Source organism: Micromonospora sp. NPDC005257 (assembly GCF_042872445.1).
Taxonomy (GTDB): domain Bacteria; phylum Actinomycetota; class Actinomycetes; order Mycobacteriales; family Micromonosporaceae; genus Micromonospora.
Genome location: NZ_JBIAKL010000014.1, coordinates 17,418 through 32,674, shown reverse-complemented (window position 1 = coordinate 32,674; position 15,257 = coordinate 17,418). Strand labels below are relative to the sequence as shown.

Below are 15,257 nucleotides of genomic sequence, written 5' to 3'. Positions count from 1 at the left end.
CGGACGCCGGTAAGCTGGCCGCCCGTGAGCACAACCGTCGCCGATGTGGTGGCCGCCATGGACCGCCGTTATCCGCCCGCCTGGGCCGAGGAGTGGGATCGGGTCGGCCTGGTGCTGGGGGAGCCCGCCAACCCGGTGCGCCGGGTCGCCTGCGTGGTGGACGTGGTCCCGGAGACCGTGGACGAGGCGCTCGCCGCCGGCGCGGACATGATCGTCGCGCACCATCCGCTGCTGCTGCGCGGCGTCTCCTCGGTGGCCGCCACCACGTACAAGGGCCGGATCGTGCACCGGTTGATCAAGGCGGACGTCGCGCTGCACGTGGCGCACACGAACGCCGACGTGGCCGATCCGGGGGTGTCCGACGCGCTCGCCGCGCGGTTCGGGCTGACCGGGCTGCGCCCGCTGCACCCGCCCCGCCCCGGCTCGCCCGCCGCCGGGCCCGGCCGGGGCATCGGCCGCGTCGGCGAGCTGCCTGTCCCGATGACGCTGGCCGAGCTGACCCGGCTGGCCGCCGCGGTGCTCCCGGTCACCGCCTGGGGAGTTCGCGCCGCCGGGGATCCCGGGCGTATGGTTCGTACCCTCGCCGTCAGCGGCGGCTCGGGGGACGGCTTCCTGACCGAGGCGACCGCGGCCGGGGTGGACGCGTTCCTCACCGCGGACCTGCGCCACCACCCGGCCGGGGAACACCTCGCCGCGGGCGGCCCGGCGCTGCTGGACGCCGCCCACTGGGCGACGGAGCGACCCTGGCTGGACGACCTGGCCGCCTACCTGGCCGCCGAGCTGGACGTCGAGACCGTGGTGTCCGACCTGGACACCGACCCGTGGACCGTGCACGCCGCCGCGCCCCGGCCGGACGACAAGGAGCCCCGACGTGAAGGCTGACCCGAAGGTGCAGCGCCGCCTGCTCGACCTGCAGGCGATCGACACCGCCCTGGTCCAGCTCGCGCACCGCCGCCGCACCCTGCCGGAGCGCGCCGAGCTGGAGGCGCTGGCGCGTGAGCTGTCCGCGCTGGAGGACGAGCGGGTCCGCGCCCAGGTGGCGGTCGACGACCTGGACCGGGACATCGCCCGGATCGAGAAGGACGTCGACCAGGTGCGGGCGCGCAAGAGCAAGGACGAGGCCCGGCTGGCCGCGGGCGGCGGCCCGGCGCGGGAGCTGGAGGCGCTCCAGCACGAGCTGGTCTCGCTGAACCGCCGGCAGAGCGAGCTGGAGGACGCCGAGCTGGAGCTGATGGAGCAGCGGGAGACCGCGCAGGGTGTGCTCGACGGCGTGGAGAGCCGGCTCACCGAGACCCGGGAGCGCCGCGCCGCGACCGAGCAGCGCCGCGACGAGACCCTGGCCGAGATCACCAAGGAGGAGGAGTTCAAGCGCACCGCCCGCCAGCCGCTCGCCGGTGACCTCCCGGCGGACCTGGTCGTCCTGTACGACAAGATCCGTGCGGACACCGGCCTGGGCGCCGCCCTGCTCACTGCGGGCCGCTGCGGCGGCTGCCGGCTGGAGCTGTCCGGCGCCGACCTGGCCCGCATCCGCAAGGCCGACCCGGACGACGTGGTCCGCTGCGAGGACTGCCGGCGGATCATGGTCCGGACCAACGAGTCGGGACTGTAGCCGCCGTGGCGGTGCGCGCGGTCGTGATCGAGGCCGACGGCGGCTCCCGGGGCAATCCCGGCCCGGCCGGCTACGGCGCCGTGGTCCGGGATCCGGAGACCGGCGAGGTGCTGGCCGAACGATCGGAGTCGATCGGCACGGCGACGAACAACGTGGCCGAGTACCGGGGCCTGATCGCCGGGCTGGAGGCCGCCGCCGAGCTGGGCGCGGCCGAGGTCGAGGCGCGGATGGACTCCAAACTGGTGGTCGAGCAGATGTGCGGCCGCTGGCAGATCAAGCACCCCGGGCTGCGCCCGCTCGCCGCCCAGGCCGCCGGGCTGGTCGGACGCTTCACCGCCGTCCGGTTCACCTGGATCCCTCGGGAGCGCAACCGGCACGCCGACGCCCTGGCCAACACGGCCATGGACGCCGCCGCCTCCGGCGCCGCACCGGAAGCGAAGGCCGAGGCGCGGGCGGCGACTGTCGTGCGGGCCACCGGCACCGACCCGGCCACCACGCCCGCCTCCTGGGAGCCGCGCCCGACCGAGGAGGCCACCCGGCTGATCCTGGTGCGGCACGGCGAGACCGAGCGCACCGTGCAGAAGCGCTACTCCGGCCGGGGCGACGTGCCGCTCACCGAGCGGGGCCGGGCCCAGGCCCGGGCCAGCGCCGCCCGGGTGGCCGCGCTGGCGCCGTCCGTCGCGGCGGTGGTCAGTTCCCCGCTGTCCCGGTGTACGGCCACCGCCGAGGCGGTCGCCGCGCAGGTCGGAAACCCTCCGGTACGCACCGACGACGACCTGATCGAGTGCGACTTCGGTGCCTGGGAGGGGCACACGTTCGCCGAGGTACGCGAGGGCTGGGCGGCCGAACTGGACGCCTGGCTCGTCTCCACGGCCGTCGCGCCGCCGAAGGGCGAGTCGTTCGTGACAGTCGCCGAGCGGACCGGGCGGGCTGTCGACCGGCTGCGTTCGGCGTACCCGGGGGAGACGGTGGTGGTGGTCTCCCACGTCTCGCCGATCAAGCTGGTGCTGCGCGACGCGCTCGCCGCGAGCGACGCGTTCCTGCACCGGCTCTACCTGGACACCGCCGGCATCTCGGTACTGGACCTGTACCCGGACGGCGGCGTCGCGGTCCGCTCGGTGAACGACACCTCTCACCTCACGGACGTCTGACGGCCGTTCGGCGCATGCCGACGGCCGTTCAGCGCATCGACATCGCCCGATCGAACGTGACCCCTGTCACAGGGTCGTAGCCTCCGGCCGTCACAGGCCCGCTACGAATGCCCGGAGGGTGTCACATGTCCGCACCGGAACCGGAGGCGCTCGACACGGCGCGATCCAGGGCGAAGGACAAGAGTCCCTGGAACTGGTTGCTCTTCATCCCGATCGTGGTGCCGCTGATCCCGGCGCTGTTCAACGCCGACTCGCCCCGGCTGTTCGGGTTCCCGCGCTTCTACTGGCTGCAACTGGCCTGGATCCTGCTCGGCGTCTGCACCACCACGCTGGTCTACCAGATGACCAAGAAGCGGGGTGACCACTGATGTGGCGGGACCACCTCACCGAGATCATCGTGTTCACCCTGCTGTTCCTGGTGGTCAGCGCCATGGGCTTCGTGGCCGCCCGGTGGCGCAGGCCGACCGACATGGCCCACCTGGACGAGTGGGGACTGGGCGGGCGCAGCTTCGGCGGCTGGATCACCTGGTTCCTGGTCGGCGGTGACCTCTACACCGCGTACACGTTCGTGGCGGTGCCGGCGCTGATCTTCGGGGCCGGCGCGGCGGGCTTCTTCGCGGTGCCGTACACGATCGTCATCTACCCGCTGGTGTTCCTGGTGCTGTGCCGGCTCTGGTCGGTCTCGCACCGGCACGGCTTCGTCACGCCGGCCGACTTCGTCCGCAACCGCTTCGGCTCGCCGGTCCTGGCGCTGCTGATCGCGATCACCGGCATCGTCGCCACCATGCCGTACATCGCGCTGCAACTGGTCGGCATCGAGGCGGTGCTCAAGACCATGGGCGTCACCGGGGACAGCGCGGTGGCCCGGCACCTGCCGATCATCATCGCGTTCGCGATCCTGGCCGCGTACACGTACCAGTCCGGGCTGCGCGCGCCGGCGCTGATCGCGTTCGTCAAGGACTCGCTGATCTACATCGTGATCCTGGTCGCGGTGATCTGGCTGCCGTACAAGCTCGGCGGCTGGGGAGCCATCTTCGACGCCGCCGACGCGAAGTTCCAGGCGTCACCGGCGCCCGGCGACGGCATCCTGCTCAACGACAACAACCAGATCCAGTACGTGACGCTGGCATTCGGCTCGGCGCTGGCGCTGTTCCTCTACCCGCACAGCATCACCGGTGTGCTCGCCAGCCGGAACCGCGACGTGATCAAGCGGAACATGTCCGCGCTGCCCGCGTACAGCCTGCTGTTGGGGTTGATCGCGCTGCTCGGCTACATGGCCATCGCGGCGAACGTGAAGCCGCTGCCCGGCGCCAAGGCCGGCAGCGTGGACGGCAACACGGTGGTGCCGCTGCTGTTCGACCAGCAGTTCCCGGACTGGTTCGCCGGAGTGGCGTACGCGGCCATCGGCATCGGCGCCCTGGTGCCCGCGGCGATCATGTCGATCGCGGCGGCGAACCTGTTCACCCGCAACATCTACAAGGAGTACCTGAAGCGGGACGCCACCCCGGCGCAGGAGGCGAACGTCTCGAAGATCACTTCGCTGGTGGTGAAGGTCGGCGCGGTGGCCTGCATCGTCTTCCTCGACCCGCAGTTCTCCATCGACCTCCAGCTCATCGGCGGCGTGATCATCCTCCAGACGCTGCCGGCGGTGGCGCTGGGCCTCTACACCCGCTGGTTCCACAGGGGTGCGCTGATCGCCGGCTGGGCGGCCGGCATGGGCCTGGGCATGTGGATGCTCTACCAGATCGGCAACCCGGCGACCGGCAAGAAGCACTTCGCCGGGTCGGCGTTCCCGCTGGAGAAGTTCGGCTTCGACACCCCGAAGACGATCTACGTCGGCATCGTGGCGGTGCTGGTGAACCTGGTGGTGGCCGCGCTGCTCACGCTGGTGCTGCGCGCCGCGAAGGTGGCCGACGGGCCGGACGGCACCACGCCGGACGACTACTTCGCCGACGAGGGCGACCCGCGCGTCACGCCCGGCGCCGACCGCGACGCGGACTCCGCGCGCGAGCCGGTGGCGTGAAAGCAGGGGCCCTCGCTCGACGCGTTCCGCACGGGTGAGGGCCCCTGCCGGCATCGCCGCTCACCCTGCCGGAGCCGGCGCCAGGTGGGCGGAGATGCGGTCGAGGGCGGCGGGGTTGCCGCGGCACAGGTGCGCCTGCATGCCCGCCCTGGCCGCGGCAGCGACGTTCGCGGGCGCGTCGTCGACGAAGAGGCAGTCCTCGGCGCGGACGTCCAGCCGCTCGCAGGCCGTGGCGAACGCCCTCGGGTCCGGCTTCTCCACGCCGATCTCGTGCGAGTAGAGGATCTCGTCCACCAACTCGCCGAAGGCGGCCGGATACGGCGAACGGGCCATCTGGAACCGGTCCGTCCGCCGCGCCGAGCACGCACCGGAGGAGCCGGTGGGGGGAGGCCTACTGATTAGCCGCGGCCCTGGTCCGGCCCGGCGGCGTCAGGTCAGCGCCGCCACAGCAGGTAGAACCCGATGGCCGTGCCGAACACTACGATCACCGTCTTCAACACCACCTGCGGCAGCCGGCGGGCCAGCCGCGCGCCCGCGTACCCGCCGAACAGGGTGGCCGGCGCGACCACTGCGACCGCCGCCCAGTTCACCGGGCCGAACAGGGCGAACACGATGAGCGTGGTCAGCCCCACCACCGCGGAGAGCAGGTTCTTCACCGCCGACACCCGGGCCAGCGTCGCGTCCAGCACCAGCGCCAGCCCGGCCACGAGCATCACCCCGAGGGCCGCGCCGAAATAGCCGCCGTACACCGTGCCGAGCGCGACCATGGTCTGGACCGTGACGGTACGGCGGCGCGCGCCCAGCCGTTCCGGATGGCCGACCAGCCGGCGCAGCGGACCCTGGAACGCGAGTACGGCTGTCGCGCCCAGCACGAGGAACGGCACCACCAGCTCGAACGCGCGCGCCGGGGTGGCGAGCAGCAGCGCGCACCCGGCGATCGTGCCGAGCACGGCGGTGGGCAGCAGCGGCCACAGCTCCCGCCCCCGTGGCAGGTCCACCCGGCTGCCCGCCACGCTCGCCACGTACCCGGGAAAGACCGACACCGAGTTGGAGACGTTGGCCGCCACCGGCGGCAGGCCGGTCGCGATCATCGCCGGGAACGTGATCAGCGAGCCACCACCGGCCACCGCGTTCACAGTGCCCGCGGCGAGACCAGCGGCGAGCAGGAGCGCGGCGTCGGAGAGATCCATGGTTCCCCGAGGCTAGTACGGCGCCGGCCCCGTTGCCGCGCTGGCCTTGCTCGTCCCGTATGTGGTCTTGCCTGGCTTGTGCCCGGCTTGGCTTGTGTCTGCGCTGGCCGGCTCCTGCTCGGGCGGTTCCTGCTGGGGCGGGCCGGGGCGGAAATGGGCGCGGCGGGTGCGTCGTTAGGATGAGGGCGCGACGGACGAGTCGACCGGGCGGTCGCGTCGACGGGCTCCGGCCCGTCGCCGAGGAACGTCCGGACTCCACAGGGCAGGGTGGTTGCTAACGGCAACCCGGGGTGACCCGCGGGACAGTGCCACAGAAAACAGACCGCCGGCCCGTAACGGGACGGTAAGGGTGAAACGGTGGGGTAAGAGCCCACCAGCACCCCGGGTGACCGGGGTGGCTCGGTAAACCCCACCCGGAGCAAGGCCAAGAAAGGGCCGTCACCGCAAGATGACGACCCGCGCAGACGCTTGAGGGCTGCCCGCCCGATGTCTGCGGGTAGGCCGCTGGAGCCTGCCGGCAACGGCAGGCCGAGATGGATGGCCGCCGCCGGTGCGCCTTCGGGCGTGCCGGGCACAGAATCCGGCGTACAGGTCGACTCGTCCGTCGCCCACCCAGACACTGCGGGATAGCCGCCGAGCATGCGCTACCTCAGCCGGTCGTTCCTCCTCGGCGCGCGCCGCACCGCAGGAAGGAGGTCGAGCAGTTCCTCGGTCCCGGCACGGTGGGGGCATCGAGGTCGTCCGCTGGTGTCCATCTGGCCATGGCAGGACGGCTACAACGAAAATCGCTGTCCGGTCGTCGGAGACCACTGGTAGAAAGCCGCGTGGATCAAAGTCTCACGTTCGCTGATCATCTGCGGCTGATCAGCGAACGGTCTGCCGCCTTCCGTGCTGCCGTCGCCGCGGCACCCGGTCTCGACATGCAGGTTCCGACCCATCCCGGCCGGACCCTGTTCGATCTCGTCCAACACGTCGGCATGGCCCGCCGCAAATCGGCCGCCGTCGTCGCCGCCGGGCCCGCTGACGCACCCCCGGAGAAGTCGGCCTGGGACGACGGCACGGGTGCGCCTCTGGAACGCGAGGCGCTGCTGGCCTGGTGGACCGAGTCCATCGACCTACTGACGAGCGTGCTGCGTGAGGCCGGCCCGGATCGCAGGTGCTGGACGTGGTGGGACGACTCGCCGTCGCCGCAGACCTCTGGTGCCTGGGCGCGACGACAGGTTCCCGAGATCGCGGTGCACACCTATGACGCCCAGCTCACCGTGGGCGCCCCGCAGCCGTTACCGGAAGAGGTCGCCCTGGACGGCTTCGACGACTGCCAGTTCACCCTCTGCGCAACCACCGTCGCCTGGCCGCACGCCCCCGCCGTCGTCGACTACCACGCCGTCGAGGGCCGCTCCTGGCGCCTTCGGCTCTCCCGCGACGGCGCACAGGTCGCCCGCCTCACGCCCGCTGCCGGCGGGGATCCCGAAACGGCCGACGTCTCCGCCCGGGGCACGGCAAGTGACCTGGTGCTGTTCTTCTACGGCCGCATACCGCTGGATTCGCTGCAGTTCGCAGGCGACCGTCGGATCTTCGACCAGCTCGCCGACTGGGACCCCTCCGTGTGACCACCCGACATGCTGTTGGCCTTGTCGGATTTCCGACGTGGAGCGGGGCCGATCGGTTGGTCCGCGCTTGCGGAAAGTGACTGACACTCGGACGTCATGGACGAGGAACTTGGCAGAGCGGCTGTCCGTGTCCTGGTTGCGGCAACGGGTGGCACCGCGGGCGCCGGGCTTCAGGAGGCGGCCGAGAAGTTGCGTGCGCGGGTTCATTCCCAGCTCATGGATGTGGACAGCAGCGAGATATACGAGAACTGGGAGGATGCCCCACGGAGTACGCGGAAGCAGGGCGATCTGGCTGCCGCCATCGGTTTCCTGGCCGACGACTTCCCGGATTTCGAGGCCGAGCTGAGGGAGTTGATCGAAGAGGCCAGGGCGCTGTCGATGGTGCATGAGGGCAGGCTGGGCGGGGGAGATCAGACGAACAGCTCCGTCGAGGCCGGTGATGACTCCCGGGTTGTCAGCGGCATGGTGTACGGCGATTCCTACGCAGGCGACGACCTGGCAGCCTCGTACAACACCTCGAATTCGAGAGCCGTCGTAATCGGTGGTGGAATCGTCTTGGCCTGCTTGCTGGGGCTCGCCCTGATCCTCGTTGTCCAGCGGTTCGGTGCCTCGGCTGGATAACGGCAGACTCGACGTGCCGGGAATTCCTTGCGGCGCCCTCCGAGGAGGGCCTGCGGGATCTTCGCCGCGTCGGGAGAGACCTGGGCGTAGAAACGGGGAGTTCGCCCACGACGAACGCCGCACTGAAGGATCTGTGGGACGCTGCGATGGTGATCGAACTTGCGGACATCCAGGCGGCCGCCGACCGGATCGCCGACGTCGTCGTCCACACCCCCACCCTGTCCAGCCCGGGACTGTCCGAGCTGCTCGGCGTGCCTGTCACCGCCAAGCTGGAGCTGCTGCAACGTACCGGATCGTTCAAGGCCCGTGGTGCGGCGGCGAAGCTGCTCGCGCTCGACGACGCGGAGCGGGCGGCGGGGGTGGTCGCGGTCAGCGGCGGCAACCACGGCATCGCGGTCGCGGTGATGGCCGGCGCGCTCGGGGTGGCGGCGACAGTGGTGATGCCCCGTAGCGCGCCCGCCCGTGCGGTCGAGGTGGCCCGGGCGGCCGGTGCGGACGTCCGGCTGACCGAGGACATGGCCGGCGCGTTCGCGCTGATGAACCGGTTGCGGGACGAGGGCGTGACACTGCTGCACCCGTTCGACGACCCGATCGTGCTGGCCGGGCAGGGCACTGTGGGGCTGGAGCTGGCCGACGACGCCGGTGAGCTGACCGACGTGCTGGTCAGCATCGGCGGGGGCGCGCTGATCTCGGGTGTGGCGGCGGCGCTGCGGGCGCGGCGGCCGGGGGTACGCGTCTGGGGCGTGGAGACCGAGGGTGCGGAGGCGATGTCGCAGGCGTTGGCGAAGGGCGGCCCGGTCGAGGTGCCGCTGTCGTCGATCGTCACCACGCTCAGCGCGCCGAGCGTCTCGCAGCTCACCTACGAGCACGTGACGGCTCTGGTGAGCGACGTCCTCGTGGTCTCCGACGCCGAGGCCGTGCGGGGCACGCTGGAGTTGGCCGAGCACGCCAAGGCGTGGGCCGAGCCGGCCGCCGGGTGCCTGCTGCCCGCCGCCCGCCGGGTGGTCGAGCGGGTGGGCGGCGACGTCCGGCTGGGCCTTGTGGTCTGCGGCGGCAACGCCACTGTGGCAGACGTGACCGCGTGGGCGGGCCGCTTCGGCCTCTGACCACCACGAGCGACAGAAGCCGGGGGTACGCCGGCCGCCTCGGTCCGGACGGGTGGAACCGAGACGACCGGCGTACGTCAGGACGTGGCCGGGGTGACGCCGTCGAGCAGCTCGGCGAGCCGGGCCGCGGTGGCCGGGGCGTGCAGGTGCAGCCGCGCCACGTTGATGCTGTCCGTGCCGACCACGGCGAGCAGGGCCTGGCCGTTGATCGCGTACACGCTGAGGTAGCCGCCCGCGTTGCGCACCGTGGACTGCTGGAAGTCGCCCTGTCCGAGCCGGAGCCCGACCTGGCGGCCGAGTCCGTACGTGGTGGCGGCGAGCGCGGCCAGGTCGTCCGGGTCGGCGCCGTTCTGCAGGTTGTGCGTGACGAGTAGGCCGTCGACGCCGCCGAGGACGCAGCCGTGCACGCCGGGGATCTGCAACCGCAGCGCGGACAGCTCCTGGCCGATTGCCGGGTACGGCAGCGCCGGGTTGCCGGACAGCGAGGGCGGGAGCGCGCGTGGTGGCGGCAGCGTGCCGGCCTGGGCGCGCGAACGGCGGGGGAGGTCGTCCACCCGGCTCACAGCTCCAGGCTCTCCTCGATCGCACGCAGTTGGTGCCGCGCCATCGCGAGGTTGGCCCGGCTCTTGCTCACCATCAGGTAGAGGAACAGGCCCTTGCCGGTGCGGGCGCTCAGCGGGCGGATCAGGTGGTACTGGCTGCCGAGCGTGATCAGGATGTCCTCGATCTCGTCGTCGAGCTTGAGCATCTCGATGGTGCGCAGCTTGGCGCGTACGACGTCGGTGTTGCCGGCGGCGGCGACGGTCAGGTCGATCTCGCCGGTGCCCCCGGCGACGCCGAGCGTCATGCCGCTTGTGTAGTCGACGAGCGCGGCACCGATCGCGCCGTCGATGTTCATCGCGTTCTTCAGCGCGATGTCAAGGTTGCTCACGTTTTTTCTCCCCAACTCGGGCCGCTGTCCGCCGGAAGCGGGCGGACAGCGGGTTCGGTCCGTCGAGGCTCGCATATGGAGCCGCGTGGTGCACACGGGCCACCGGTGATCCACCTGAGCGGGCACCGCCGGACCGGCCACCGGTCCCGTCAAAGGGGACACGGCGTCCCATTGTCGATCACCGTTTGTCCTGCTACGACGGTGCGCCCTCCCTATGTAGAGTTCCGATAGAGTGTGCCCGTGCGACTGACCATCCCGGTGGCGAAGGTGCTCTCGGCGCTGCTCGCCGAGCCCGAGGCCCCGCGCTACGGCCTCGACCTGATGCGGCTCACCGGCCTGCCCAGCGGGACGCTCTACCCGGTGCTGCACCGCCTCCAGGCGGCCGGCTGGCTCGCCGCCGACTGGGAGGACGTCGACCCGGTCGCCGCCGGCCGCCCGGCCCGCCGCTACTACCGCCTCACCGGCGAGGGCATGCGGTCGGCCCGGCTGGCGCTGGCCGAGCTGCGTTCGCTCGTGCCCGTGGAACGTGCCGGCGTGGACCCGGCCGGGGCACCGGCATGGTGACCCGGGGGGTGGCCGCCGTCCTGCTGCGGGTCGCGGTGCGGCGCTGGCCGGTGGAGCTGCGCGCCGACCTGGCCCGGGAATGGGCTGCCGAGCTGCACGAGCTGGCCCGGACCGGGCGGCGGTGGGGGATGCTCCGGTTCGCCGGGAGCCTTGCGGTCAGCCGGGCGGCCACGCCACTCGCCGGCCGGGCCGGGTCGCGGCGGCTGGGGCGTACCGCTGGGGTGTTGCTGCTCGCGCCGCCGGCCTGCGTGGCGGTCCTCGCAGTCGCTGCCGCGGTGATGGGCGTGGCCCACGCGTGGCTGGAGATGCGCGTGCCGTGGGCCACCGCCGCGCAGTTGCCGGTCTGGTCGGCGCTCACCGCGCTGCTGGGCGGGGCGCTCGCGCTCGTCGTCGCCCGGGCCGCGCGCCGGACCGTGCGCGTGGGGGCGCTGCCCACCGCGCTCGGCGTGGTGCTGCCGATCGCCGCGACGGTGACCGCGACGCTGGCGCTGTTCGCCGGCCGGGGCGAGAGCCGCGTCTGGGAGAGCGCACCAGGGCTGCTGCTCTGGCTGGCGCTGCTGGTCCCGGCGCTCTGGGCCGCCGGGGCGCTGGCGCGCCGGGGCCGGGTCCGGGCCGCGTGGCTGGCCGGGCTGCTCGGCGCGCTGGTGGCGGCCGACGCGGCGGTGGTGCTCGCGGTGGTCACCTCGATCCCGGCCACCGCACCCGTGGCGGACGGCCTGCCGCCGGACGCGGTGGACCGGATCTCCGCGCCGCTCTGGCTGTTGACCTGCTGGACCGACTCGTCGTTCGGGCTGCCCCGGCCGACCGAGTGGGAACGGTTCCGGATCACCGACCGCCTGGGGGTCGAGCCGCAGTTCTACCTGGCGTGCACGCCCTATGTCCTGGCGTACGCGATCGCGGCGGCCCGGCCGACGGCGGCCGTGCCCGGCCCGGAGCCTGTCCCGGCGCCTGCCTGAGGGTCAGGCGTTCCAGCTCAGCGCCCGGCCGGCCCGCTCGTAGTGCCGGCCGGCTCGGCGTCGATCCGCCGGTCCTGCGCCGTTCCCCGTCGCAACCACCCTGAGCAGGTCTAATGTGGAGAACGGTGACTATTTGCGCCGTTCCGGTGGCGGACGGGCGGTTCGCGGTGCACAGTGATCGCATGAGCGACGACGGAAGTGGTGGGCACTACTACTGGTGCACGCGACACCACCGGGTCGAGACCGATGCCGACGTGTGCCCCGCACGGCACGTTCTCGGACCGTACGCCTCAGCCGCCGACGCGGACAACGCCCTGCAGACGGTGCGGGAGCGGAACGACGCGTGGGACGCCGAGGACGCCCGTTGGGCCGGGGAGGGCCGCTAGACGGCGCGGGAGGGCCCGCGTCGAGGTGATCCGTGCTCCGCGAGGGCGAGAGCACGTCCCCAGGAAAGGGAACCGAGATGGCCGAAGCACAGCAGGCCACCCGCCCGGCCGCGAAACGGACGACCGCGAAGAGGACCACCGCGGGCAGGTCGACCACGGTCACCAAGGCGTCGCCGAACGCCTCGGGCGCCGGCGCCGGGCGGACACCGGCGAAGAAGGCGGCGGCCAAGAAGGCGGCCGCCCGGAAGGTCGTGGCGGCAGCCCGCAAGGCGCCGGCCACCAAGGCCACCACCAGCAGGACGACGGCGAAGAAGACCGCGGCGCGGACGGCGCCGGCCGGCCGGGCCACCGCCAAGAGCGCGCCGGCCAAGAAGGCCACCGCGAAGAAGGCCACGGCGAAGAAGACGACGGCGGCGAAGAAGACCACGGCGGCCCGGAAGAGCACGACGGCCCGCACCACTGCCACCGCGAAGAAGGCGCCGGCCCGCAAGACGACGACGGCGAAGAAGACCACGGCGGCCAAGAAGACCACCGGCGCGCGCAAGGTCACCTCGGCGGCGAAGAAGACCACCGCCGCCAAGAAGACCACCGCGGCGAAGAAGGCGCCGGCGAAGACGACGACCGCCTCGACGCGTCCCACGGCGCGCAAGGCGGCGGCGAAGAAGGCGCCCGCGCGCAAGACCACCACGGCGCGCAAGACCACCACCACGGCGAAGACCACCGCCGCGAAGAAGGCGCCGGCCCGCAAGAGCACCGCCGCCAAGAGCACCACCGCACGTAAGGCGCCGGCCCGCCGCGCCTGACGCCGCGGACACCGCTCCCTCCCGAGGGGCGGAACGTGCGGGGCGCTGTCAGGATTGACCGCGTGCTGATCCGACGCGTACTGGCGCCCCGTATCGACTTCGGCGCGCTGCGCCGCGAGCTGGGACTGCCCGAGAGCTTCCCGGCCGCGGCGCAGCGCGAGGCCGACCTGGCCGCCGCCGCGCCGCCGCCCGCCGTCCCCGACCGGACCGACATCCCGTTCGTCACCGTCGACCCGGCGACCTCGCGCGACCTCGACCAGGCCATGCACCTCACCCGCCGTCCCGGCGGCGGCTACCGCGTCCGGTACGCGATAGCCGACGTCCTGACCCACGTACGCCTCGGCGGTGAGCTGGAGGCCGAGACGTGGCGGCGCGGGCAGACGGTCTACCTGCCCGACGGCAACGTGCCGCTGCACCCGCACACGCTCAGCGAGGGTGCGGCCAGCCTGCTGCCCGACGCCGACCGGGCCGCCGTGCTCTGGACCGTCGACCTGGACGCGGACGGCGGCACCGTCGCGGTCACCCTGGAGCGGGCGCTGGTGCGCAGCCGGGCCAAGCTCGACTACGGCGGCGTGCAGCGCGACGCCGACGCCGGCCGGCTGCCCGAGCCGATCGCCCTGCTGCCCGAGATCGGGGCGCTGCTCACCGCGCGAGGACTGCGCCGGGGCGCGATCAACCTGCCGCTCCCGGAGCAGGACGTCGAGCCCGACGGCGACGGCTGGCGGCTGGTGCTGCGCGGCCCCGGCCCGATGGAGGAGCACAACGCCCAGATCTCGCTGCTGACCGGGATGGCCGCCGCCGACATCATGCTGGCCGGCCGGATCGGTCTGCTGCGCACCATGCCCGGCCCGCGCCCGGAGGCGGTCGAGCGGCTGCGGCTGGCGGCCGGACCGCTCGGCGTGCCTTGGCCGGACGGCACCCCGGTGGGTCAGGTGCTCGACGGGCTGGACACCTCCCAGCCCTGGGCGGCCGCCTTCGTCGACCAGGCCGCCGAGCTGATGCGCGGCGCCGCGTACACCGCGTTCGACGGGGAGGTGCCCGAGCAGCCCGAGCACGGCGGGGTGGCCGCCGCGTACGCGCACGTCACGGCGCCGCTGCGGCGGCTGGCCGACCGGTACGCCACCGAGGTCTGCCTGGCGCTGCACGAGGGCCGCGAGGTGCCCGAGCAGGTCCGGGCGGCGCTGCCGAAGCTGCCCGAGGTGATGGCCTCGACCGACCGGACCGCGGGCGCCGCCACCCGGGGCGCCGTGGAACTGGCCGAGGCGGTACTGCTCGCGCACCGGGTGGGGGAGACGTTCGAGGCGGCGGTGCTCGACGTGGACGAACCGCGCCCGGCGGGCGACGGACGGCCCGGCCGTCAGCCCGGCGGCACGATCGCGCTGGACGAACCGCCGGTGCGGGCCCGTTGCACGGGCGAGATGCCACTCGGCGAACGCGTCCGGGTACGGCTCACCGTCGCCGACCCGGCCCAGCGCCGGGTCGCCTTCGAACGGGCGTGACCAGGGCGGCCATTGTCACAGCATCGGGATGCACCGCACGCCGTCGCGCTTTGCGAGGATGAGCCCATGGCTTACGACGCGACCACGCTGCCCGACGTCTCCGGGCTGACCGTCGGCATCATCGGTGGCACCGGCGACCAGGGACGAGGGCTCGCCTACCGGTTCGCCCGGGCCGGGCAGACGGTGCTGATCGGCTCCCGCACCGCGGAGCGGGCCACCCAGGCCGCCGCCGAGATCGCCGCCCTGCCCGGCGTACCGGAGGGTGCCGTCGTCTCCGGCGGCGACAACGAGGACGTGGCCCGGCGCAGTGACGTGGTGATCGTGGCGGTGCCGTGGGACGGGCACGCGGCCACCGTCGCCGCGCTCGCCGAACCGCTGGCCGGCAAGATCGTGGTGGACTGCGTCAACCCGCTCGGCTTCGACAAGCAGGGTCCGTACGCGCTCACCGTCGCCGAGGGCAGCGCCGTGCAGCAGGCCGCCGCGCTGCTGCCCGAGTCCCGGGTCTGCGCCGCGTTCAACCACGTCAGCGCTCCGCTGCTGGCCGACCCGGAGATCGACCGGATCGACCTGGACGTGCTGATCTGCACCGAGGACCGGGAACTGGTGGGCGTGGTCGGCGCGCTGGCCGCGCGGATCCCCGGCATGCGGGGCATCTACGCCGGGCGGCTGCGTAACGCCCACCAGATCGAGGCGTTCACGGCCAACCTGATCGCGATCAACAAGCGCTACAAGGCGCACGCCGGCATCCGCGTCACCGACCTCTGAGAGCGCGGCGAGGGCCGGCCGGCGCCGGCCCTCGCCGCACCCG

The 15,257-nt window shown here is 72.9% G+C and carries 18 protein-coding genes and 1 other RNA gene; 15 read left to right on the top strand and 4 right to left on the bottom strand.

Annotated features, from left to right (window positions below):
• Window positions 1–24 precede the first annotated feature (24 nt).
• The 5 genes from ACFYO8_RS25625 (at window position 25) to mctP (ending at window position 4,783) form a co-directional block, all read left to right on the top strand.
• Window positions 25–882: a Nif3-like dinuclear metal center hexameric protein gene (locus tag ACFYO8_RS25625; RefSeq protein WP_355015179.1), complete on the top strand. Its 858-nt coding sequence runs from the start codon at window positions 25–27 to the stop codon at window positions 880–882.
• Window positions 872–1,609 carry a C4-type zinc ribbon domain-containing protein gene (locus ACFYO8_RS25620; protein ID WP_355015180.1) on the top strand — a complete coding sequence of 246 codons (738 nt, stop codon included), beginning with the start codon at window positions 872–874 and terminating at the stop codon, window positions 1,607–1,609. Before ACFYO8_RS25625 ends, ACFYO8_RS25620 begins: the two co-directional genes overlap by 11 nt.
• 5 nt (window positions 1,610–1,614) lie before the next feature.
• Complete coding sequence (locus ACFYO8_RS25615) at window positions 1,615–2,760, top strand: bifunctional RNase H/acid phosphatase (RefSeq protein WP_355015181.1); 1,146 nt, start codon at window positions 1,615–1,617, stop codon at window positions 2,758–2,760.
• Window positions 2,761–2,885: 125 nt separating this feature from the next.
• Window positions 2,886–3,128, top strand: a complete 243-nt coding sequence (locus ACFYO8_RS25610) for a DUF3311 domain-containing protein (RefSeq protein ID WP_354872165.1) — start codon at window positions 2,886–2,888, stop codon at window positions 3,126–3,128.
• A complete protein-coding gene (mctP, locus tag ACFYO8_RS25605) occupies window positions 3,128–4,783 on the top strand; it encodes a monocarboxylate uptake permease MctP (protein ID WP_355093789.1) in 1,656 nt (551 codons plus the stop codon). The genes ACFYO8_RS25610 and mctP overlap by 1 nt, the downstream gene beginning before the upstream one ends.
• A 60-nt stretch (window positions 4,784–4,843) precedes the next feature.
• Here mctP and ACFYO8_RS25600 read toward each other — a convergent pair whose 3' ends face one another.
• Together ACFYO8_RS25600 and ACFYO8_RS25595 are read right to left on the bottom strand one after the other, a co-directional pair.
• Window positions 4,844–5,116, bottom strand: coding sequence for an HAD-IA family hydrolase (locus ACFYO8_RS25600; protein ID WP_355047278.1), 273 nt, complete (start codon window positions 5,114–5,116; stop codon window positions 4,844–4,846).
• A gap of 101 nt (window positions 5,117–5,217) precedes the next feature.
• Window positions 5,218–5,973, bottom strand: a complete 756-nt coding sequence (locus ACFYO8_RS25595) for a sulfite exporter TauE/SafE family protein (RefSeq protein ID WP_355047277.1) — start codon at window positions 5,971–5,973, stop codon at window positions 5,218–5,220.
• A gap of 195 nt (window positions 5,974–6,168) precedes the next feature.
• Between ACFYO8_RS25595 and rnpB the strand changes: the two genes are divergently transcribed.
• The 4 genes from rnpB (at window position 6,169) to ACFYO8_RS25575 (ending at window position 9,310) form a co-directional block, all read left to right on the top strand.
• An RNA gene (gene rnpB, locus ACFYO8_RS25590) (RNase P RNA component class A) lies at window positions 6,169–6,577 on the top strand.
• 157 nt (window positions 6,578–6,734) lie between these two features.
• On the top strand, window positions 6,735–7,583 hold the full coding sequence (locus ACFYO8_RS25585) for a maleylpyruvate isomerase family mycothiol-dependent enzyme (RefSeq protein WP_355047276.1): 849 nt from the start codon (window positions 6,735–6,737) through the stop codon (window positions 7,581–7,583).
• Window positions 7,584–7,679: 96 nt separating this feature from the next.
• Window positions 7,680–8,204, top strand: a complete 525-nt coding sequence (locus tag ACFYO8_RS25580) for a hypothetical protein (protein ID WP_355047275.1) — start codon at window positions 7,680–7,682, stop codon at window positions 8,202–8,204.
• Window positions 8,205–8,350: 146 nt separating this feature from the next.
• Complete coding sequence (locus ACFYO8_RS25575; RefSeq protein ID WP_355093818.1) at window positions 8,351–9,310, top strand: threonine/serine dehydratase; 960 nt, start codon at window positions 8,351–8,353, stop codon at window positions 9,308–9,310.
• Between the two features lie 77 nt (window positions 9,311–9,387).
• On the opposite strand, the gene ACFYO8_RS25570 is transcribed toward ACFYO8_RS25575, so the two are convergent.
• Window positions 9,388–9,873: a roadblock/LC7 domain-containing protein gene (locus ACFYO8_RS25570; RefSeq protein ID WP_354874812.1), complete on the bottom strand. Its 486-nt coding sequence runs from the start codon at window positions 9,871–9,873 to the stop codon at window positions 9,388–9,390.
• On the bottom strand, window positions 9,870–10,241 hold the full coding sequence (locus ACFYO8_RS25565) for a hypothetical protein (RefSeq protein ID WP_354874810.1): 372 nt from the start codon (window positions 10,239–10,241) through the stop codon (window positions 9,870–9,872). Before ACFYO8_RS25565 ends, ACFYO8_RS25570 begins: the two co-directional genes overlap by 4 nt.
• Before the next feature lie 240 nt (window positions 10,242–10,481).
• Between ACFYO8_RS25565 and ACFYO8_RS25560 the strand changes: the two genes are divergently transcribed.
• The 6 genes from ACFYO8_RS25560 (at window position 10,482) to npdG (ending at window position 15,214) form a co-directional block, all read left to right on the top strand.
• Window positions 10,482–10,805: a PadR family transcriptional regulator gene (locus ACFYO8_RS25560; RefSeq protein WP_354874808.1), complete on the top strand. Its 324-nt coding sequence runs from the start codon at window positions 10,482–10,484 to the stop codon at window positions 10,803–10,805.
• 8 nt (window positions 10,806–10,813) lie between these two features.
• Window positions 10,814–11,761: a hypothetical protein gene (locus ACFYO8_RS25555; RefSeq protein WP_354874806.1), complete on the top strand. Its 948-nt coding sequence runs from the start codon at window positions 10,814–10,816 to the stop codon at window positions 11,759–11,761.
• Between the two features lie 182 nt (window positions 11,762–11,943).
• Window positions 11,944–12,147, top strand: coding sequence for a hypothetical protein (locus ACFYO8_RS25550; RefSeq protein ID WP_018787041.1), 204 nt, complete (start codon window positions 11,944–11,946; stop codon window positions 12,145–12,147).
• A gap of 77 nt (window positions 12,148–12,224) precedes the next feature.
• A complete protein-coding gene (locus ACFYO8_RS25545) occupies window positions 12,225–12,950 on the top strand; it encodes a histone (protein WP_354874804.1) in 726 nt (241 codons plus the stop codon).
• Between the two features lie 62 nt (window positions 12,951–13,012).
• Window positions 13,013–14,449, top strand: a complete 1,437-nt coding sequence (locus ACFYO8_RS25540) for an RNB domain-containing ribonuclease (protein ID WP_355015309.1) — start codon at window positions 13,013–13,015, stop codon at window positions 14,447–14,449.
• 66 nt (window positions 14,450–14,515) lie between these two features.
• Window positions 14,516–15,214 (top strand): NADPH-dependent F420 reductase, encoded by a 699-nt coding sequence (npdG, locus tag ACFYO8_RS25535; protein ID WP_355015308.1) that lies wholly within the window; start codon window positions 14,516–14,518, stop codon window positions 15,212–15,214.
• Window positions 15,215–15,257 lie beyond the last annotated feature (43 nt).

What these genes read in the sequence shown, in the direction of transcription:
- ACFYO8_RS25580 (WP_355047275.1), top strand. Translation starts at nt 7,680, where the DNA reads ATGGACGAGGAACTTGGCAGAGCGGCTGTCCGTGTCCTGGTTGCGGCA.
- mctP (WP_355093789.1), top strand. Translation starts at nt 3,128, where the DNA reads ATGTGGCGGGACCACCTCACCGAGATCATCGTGTTCACCCTGCTGTTC.
- ACFYO8_RS25600 (WP_355047278.1), bottom strand. Translation starts at nt 5,116, where the DNA reads ATGGCCCGTTCGCCGTATCCGGCCGCCTTCGGCGAGTTGGTGGACGAG.
- npdG (WP_355015308.1), top strand. Translation starts at nt 14,516, where the DNA reads ATGGCTTACGACGCGACCACGCTGCCCGACGTCTCCGGGCTGACCGTC.
- ACFYO8_RS25545 (WP_354874804.1), top strand. Translation starts at nt 12,225, where the DNA reads ATGGCCGAAGCACAGCAGGCCACCCGCCCGGCCGCGAAACGGACGACC.
- ACFYO8_RS25575 (WP_355093818.1), top strand. Translation starts at nt 8,351, where the DNA reads ATGGTGATCGAACTTGCGGACATCCAGGCGGCCGCCGACCGGATCGCC.
- ACFYO8_RS25610 (WP_354872165.1), top strand. Translation starts at nt 2,886, where the DNA reads ATGTCCGCACCGGAACCGGAGGCGCTCGACACGGCGCGATCCAGGGCG.
- ACFYO8_RS25550 (WP_018787041.1), top strand. Translation starts at nt 11,944, where the DNA reads ATGAGCGACGACGGAAGTGGTGGGCACTACTACTGGTGCACGCGACAC.
- ACFYO8_RS25595 (WP_355047277.1), bottom strand. Translation starts at nt 5,973, where the DNA reads ATGGATCTCTCCGACGCCGCGCTCCTGCTCGCCGCTGGTCTCGCCGCG.
- ACFYO8_RS25585 (WP_355047276.1), top strand. Translation starts at nt 6,735, where the DNA reads ATGGCAGGACGGCTACAACGAAAATCGCTGTCCGGTCGTCGGAGACCA.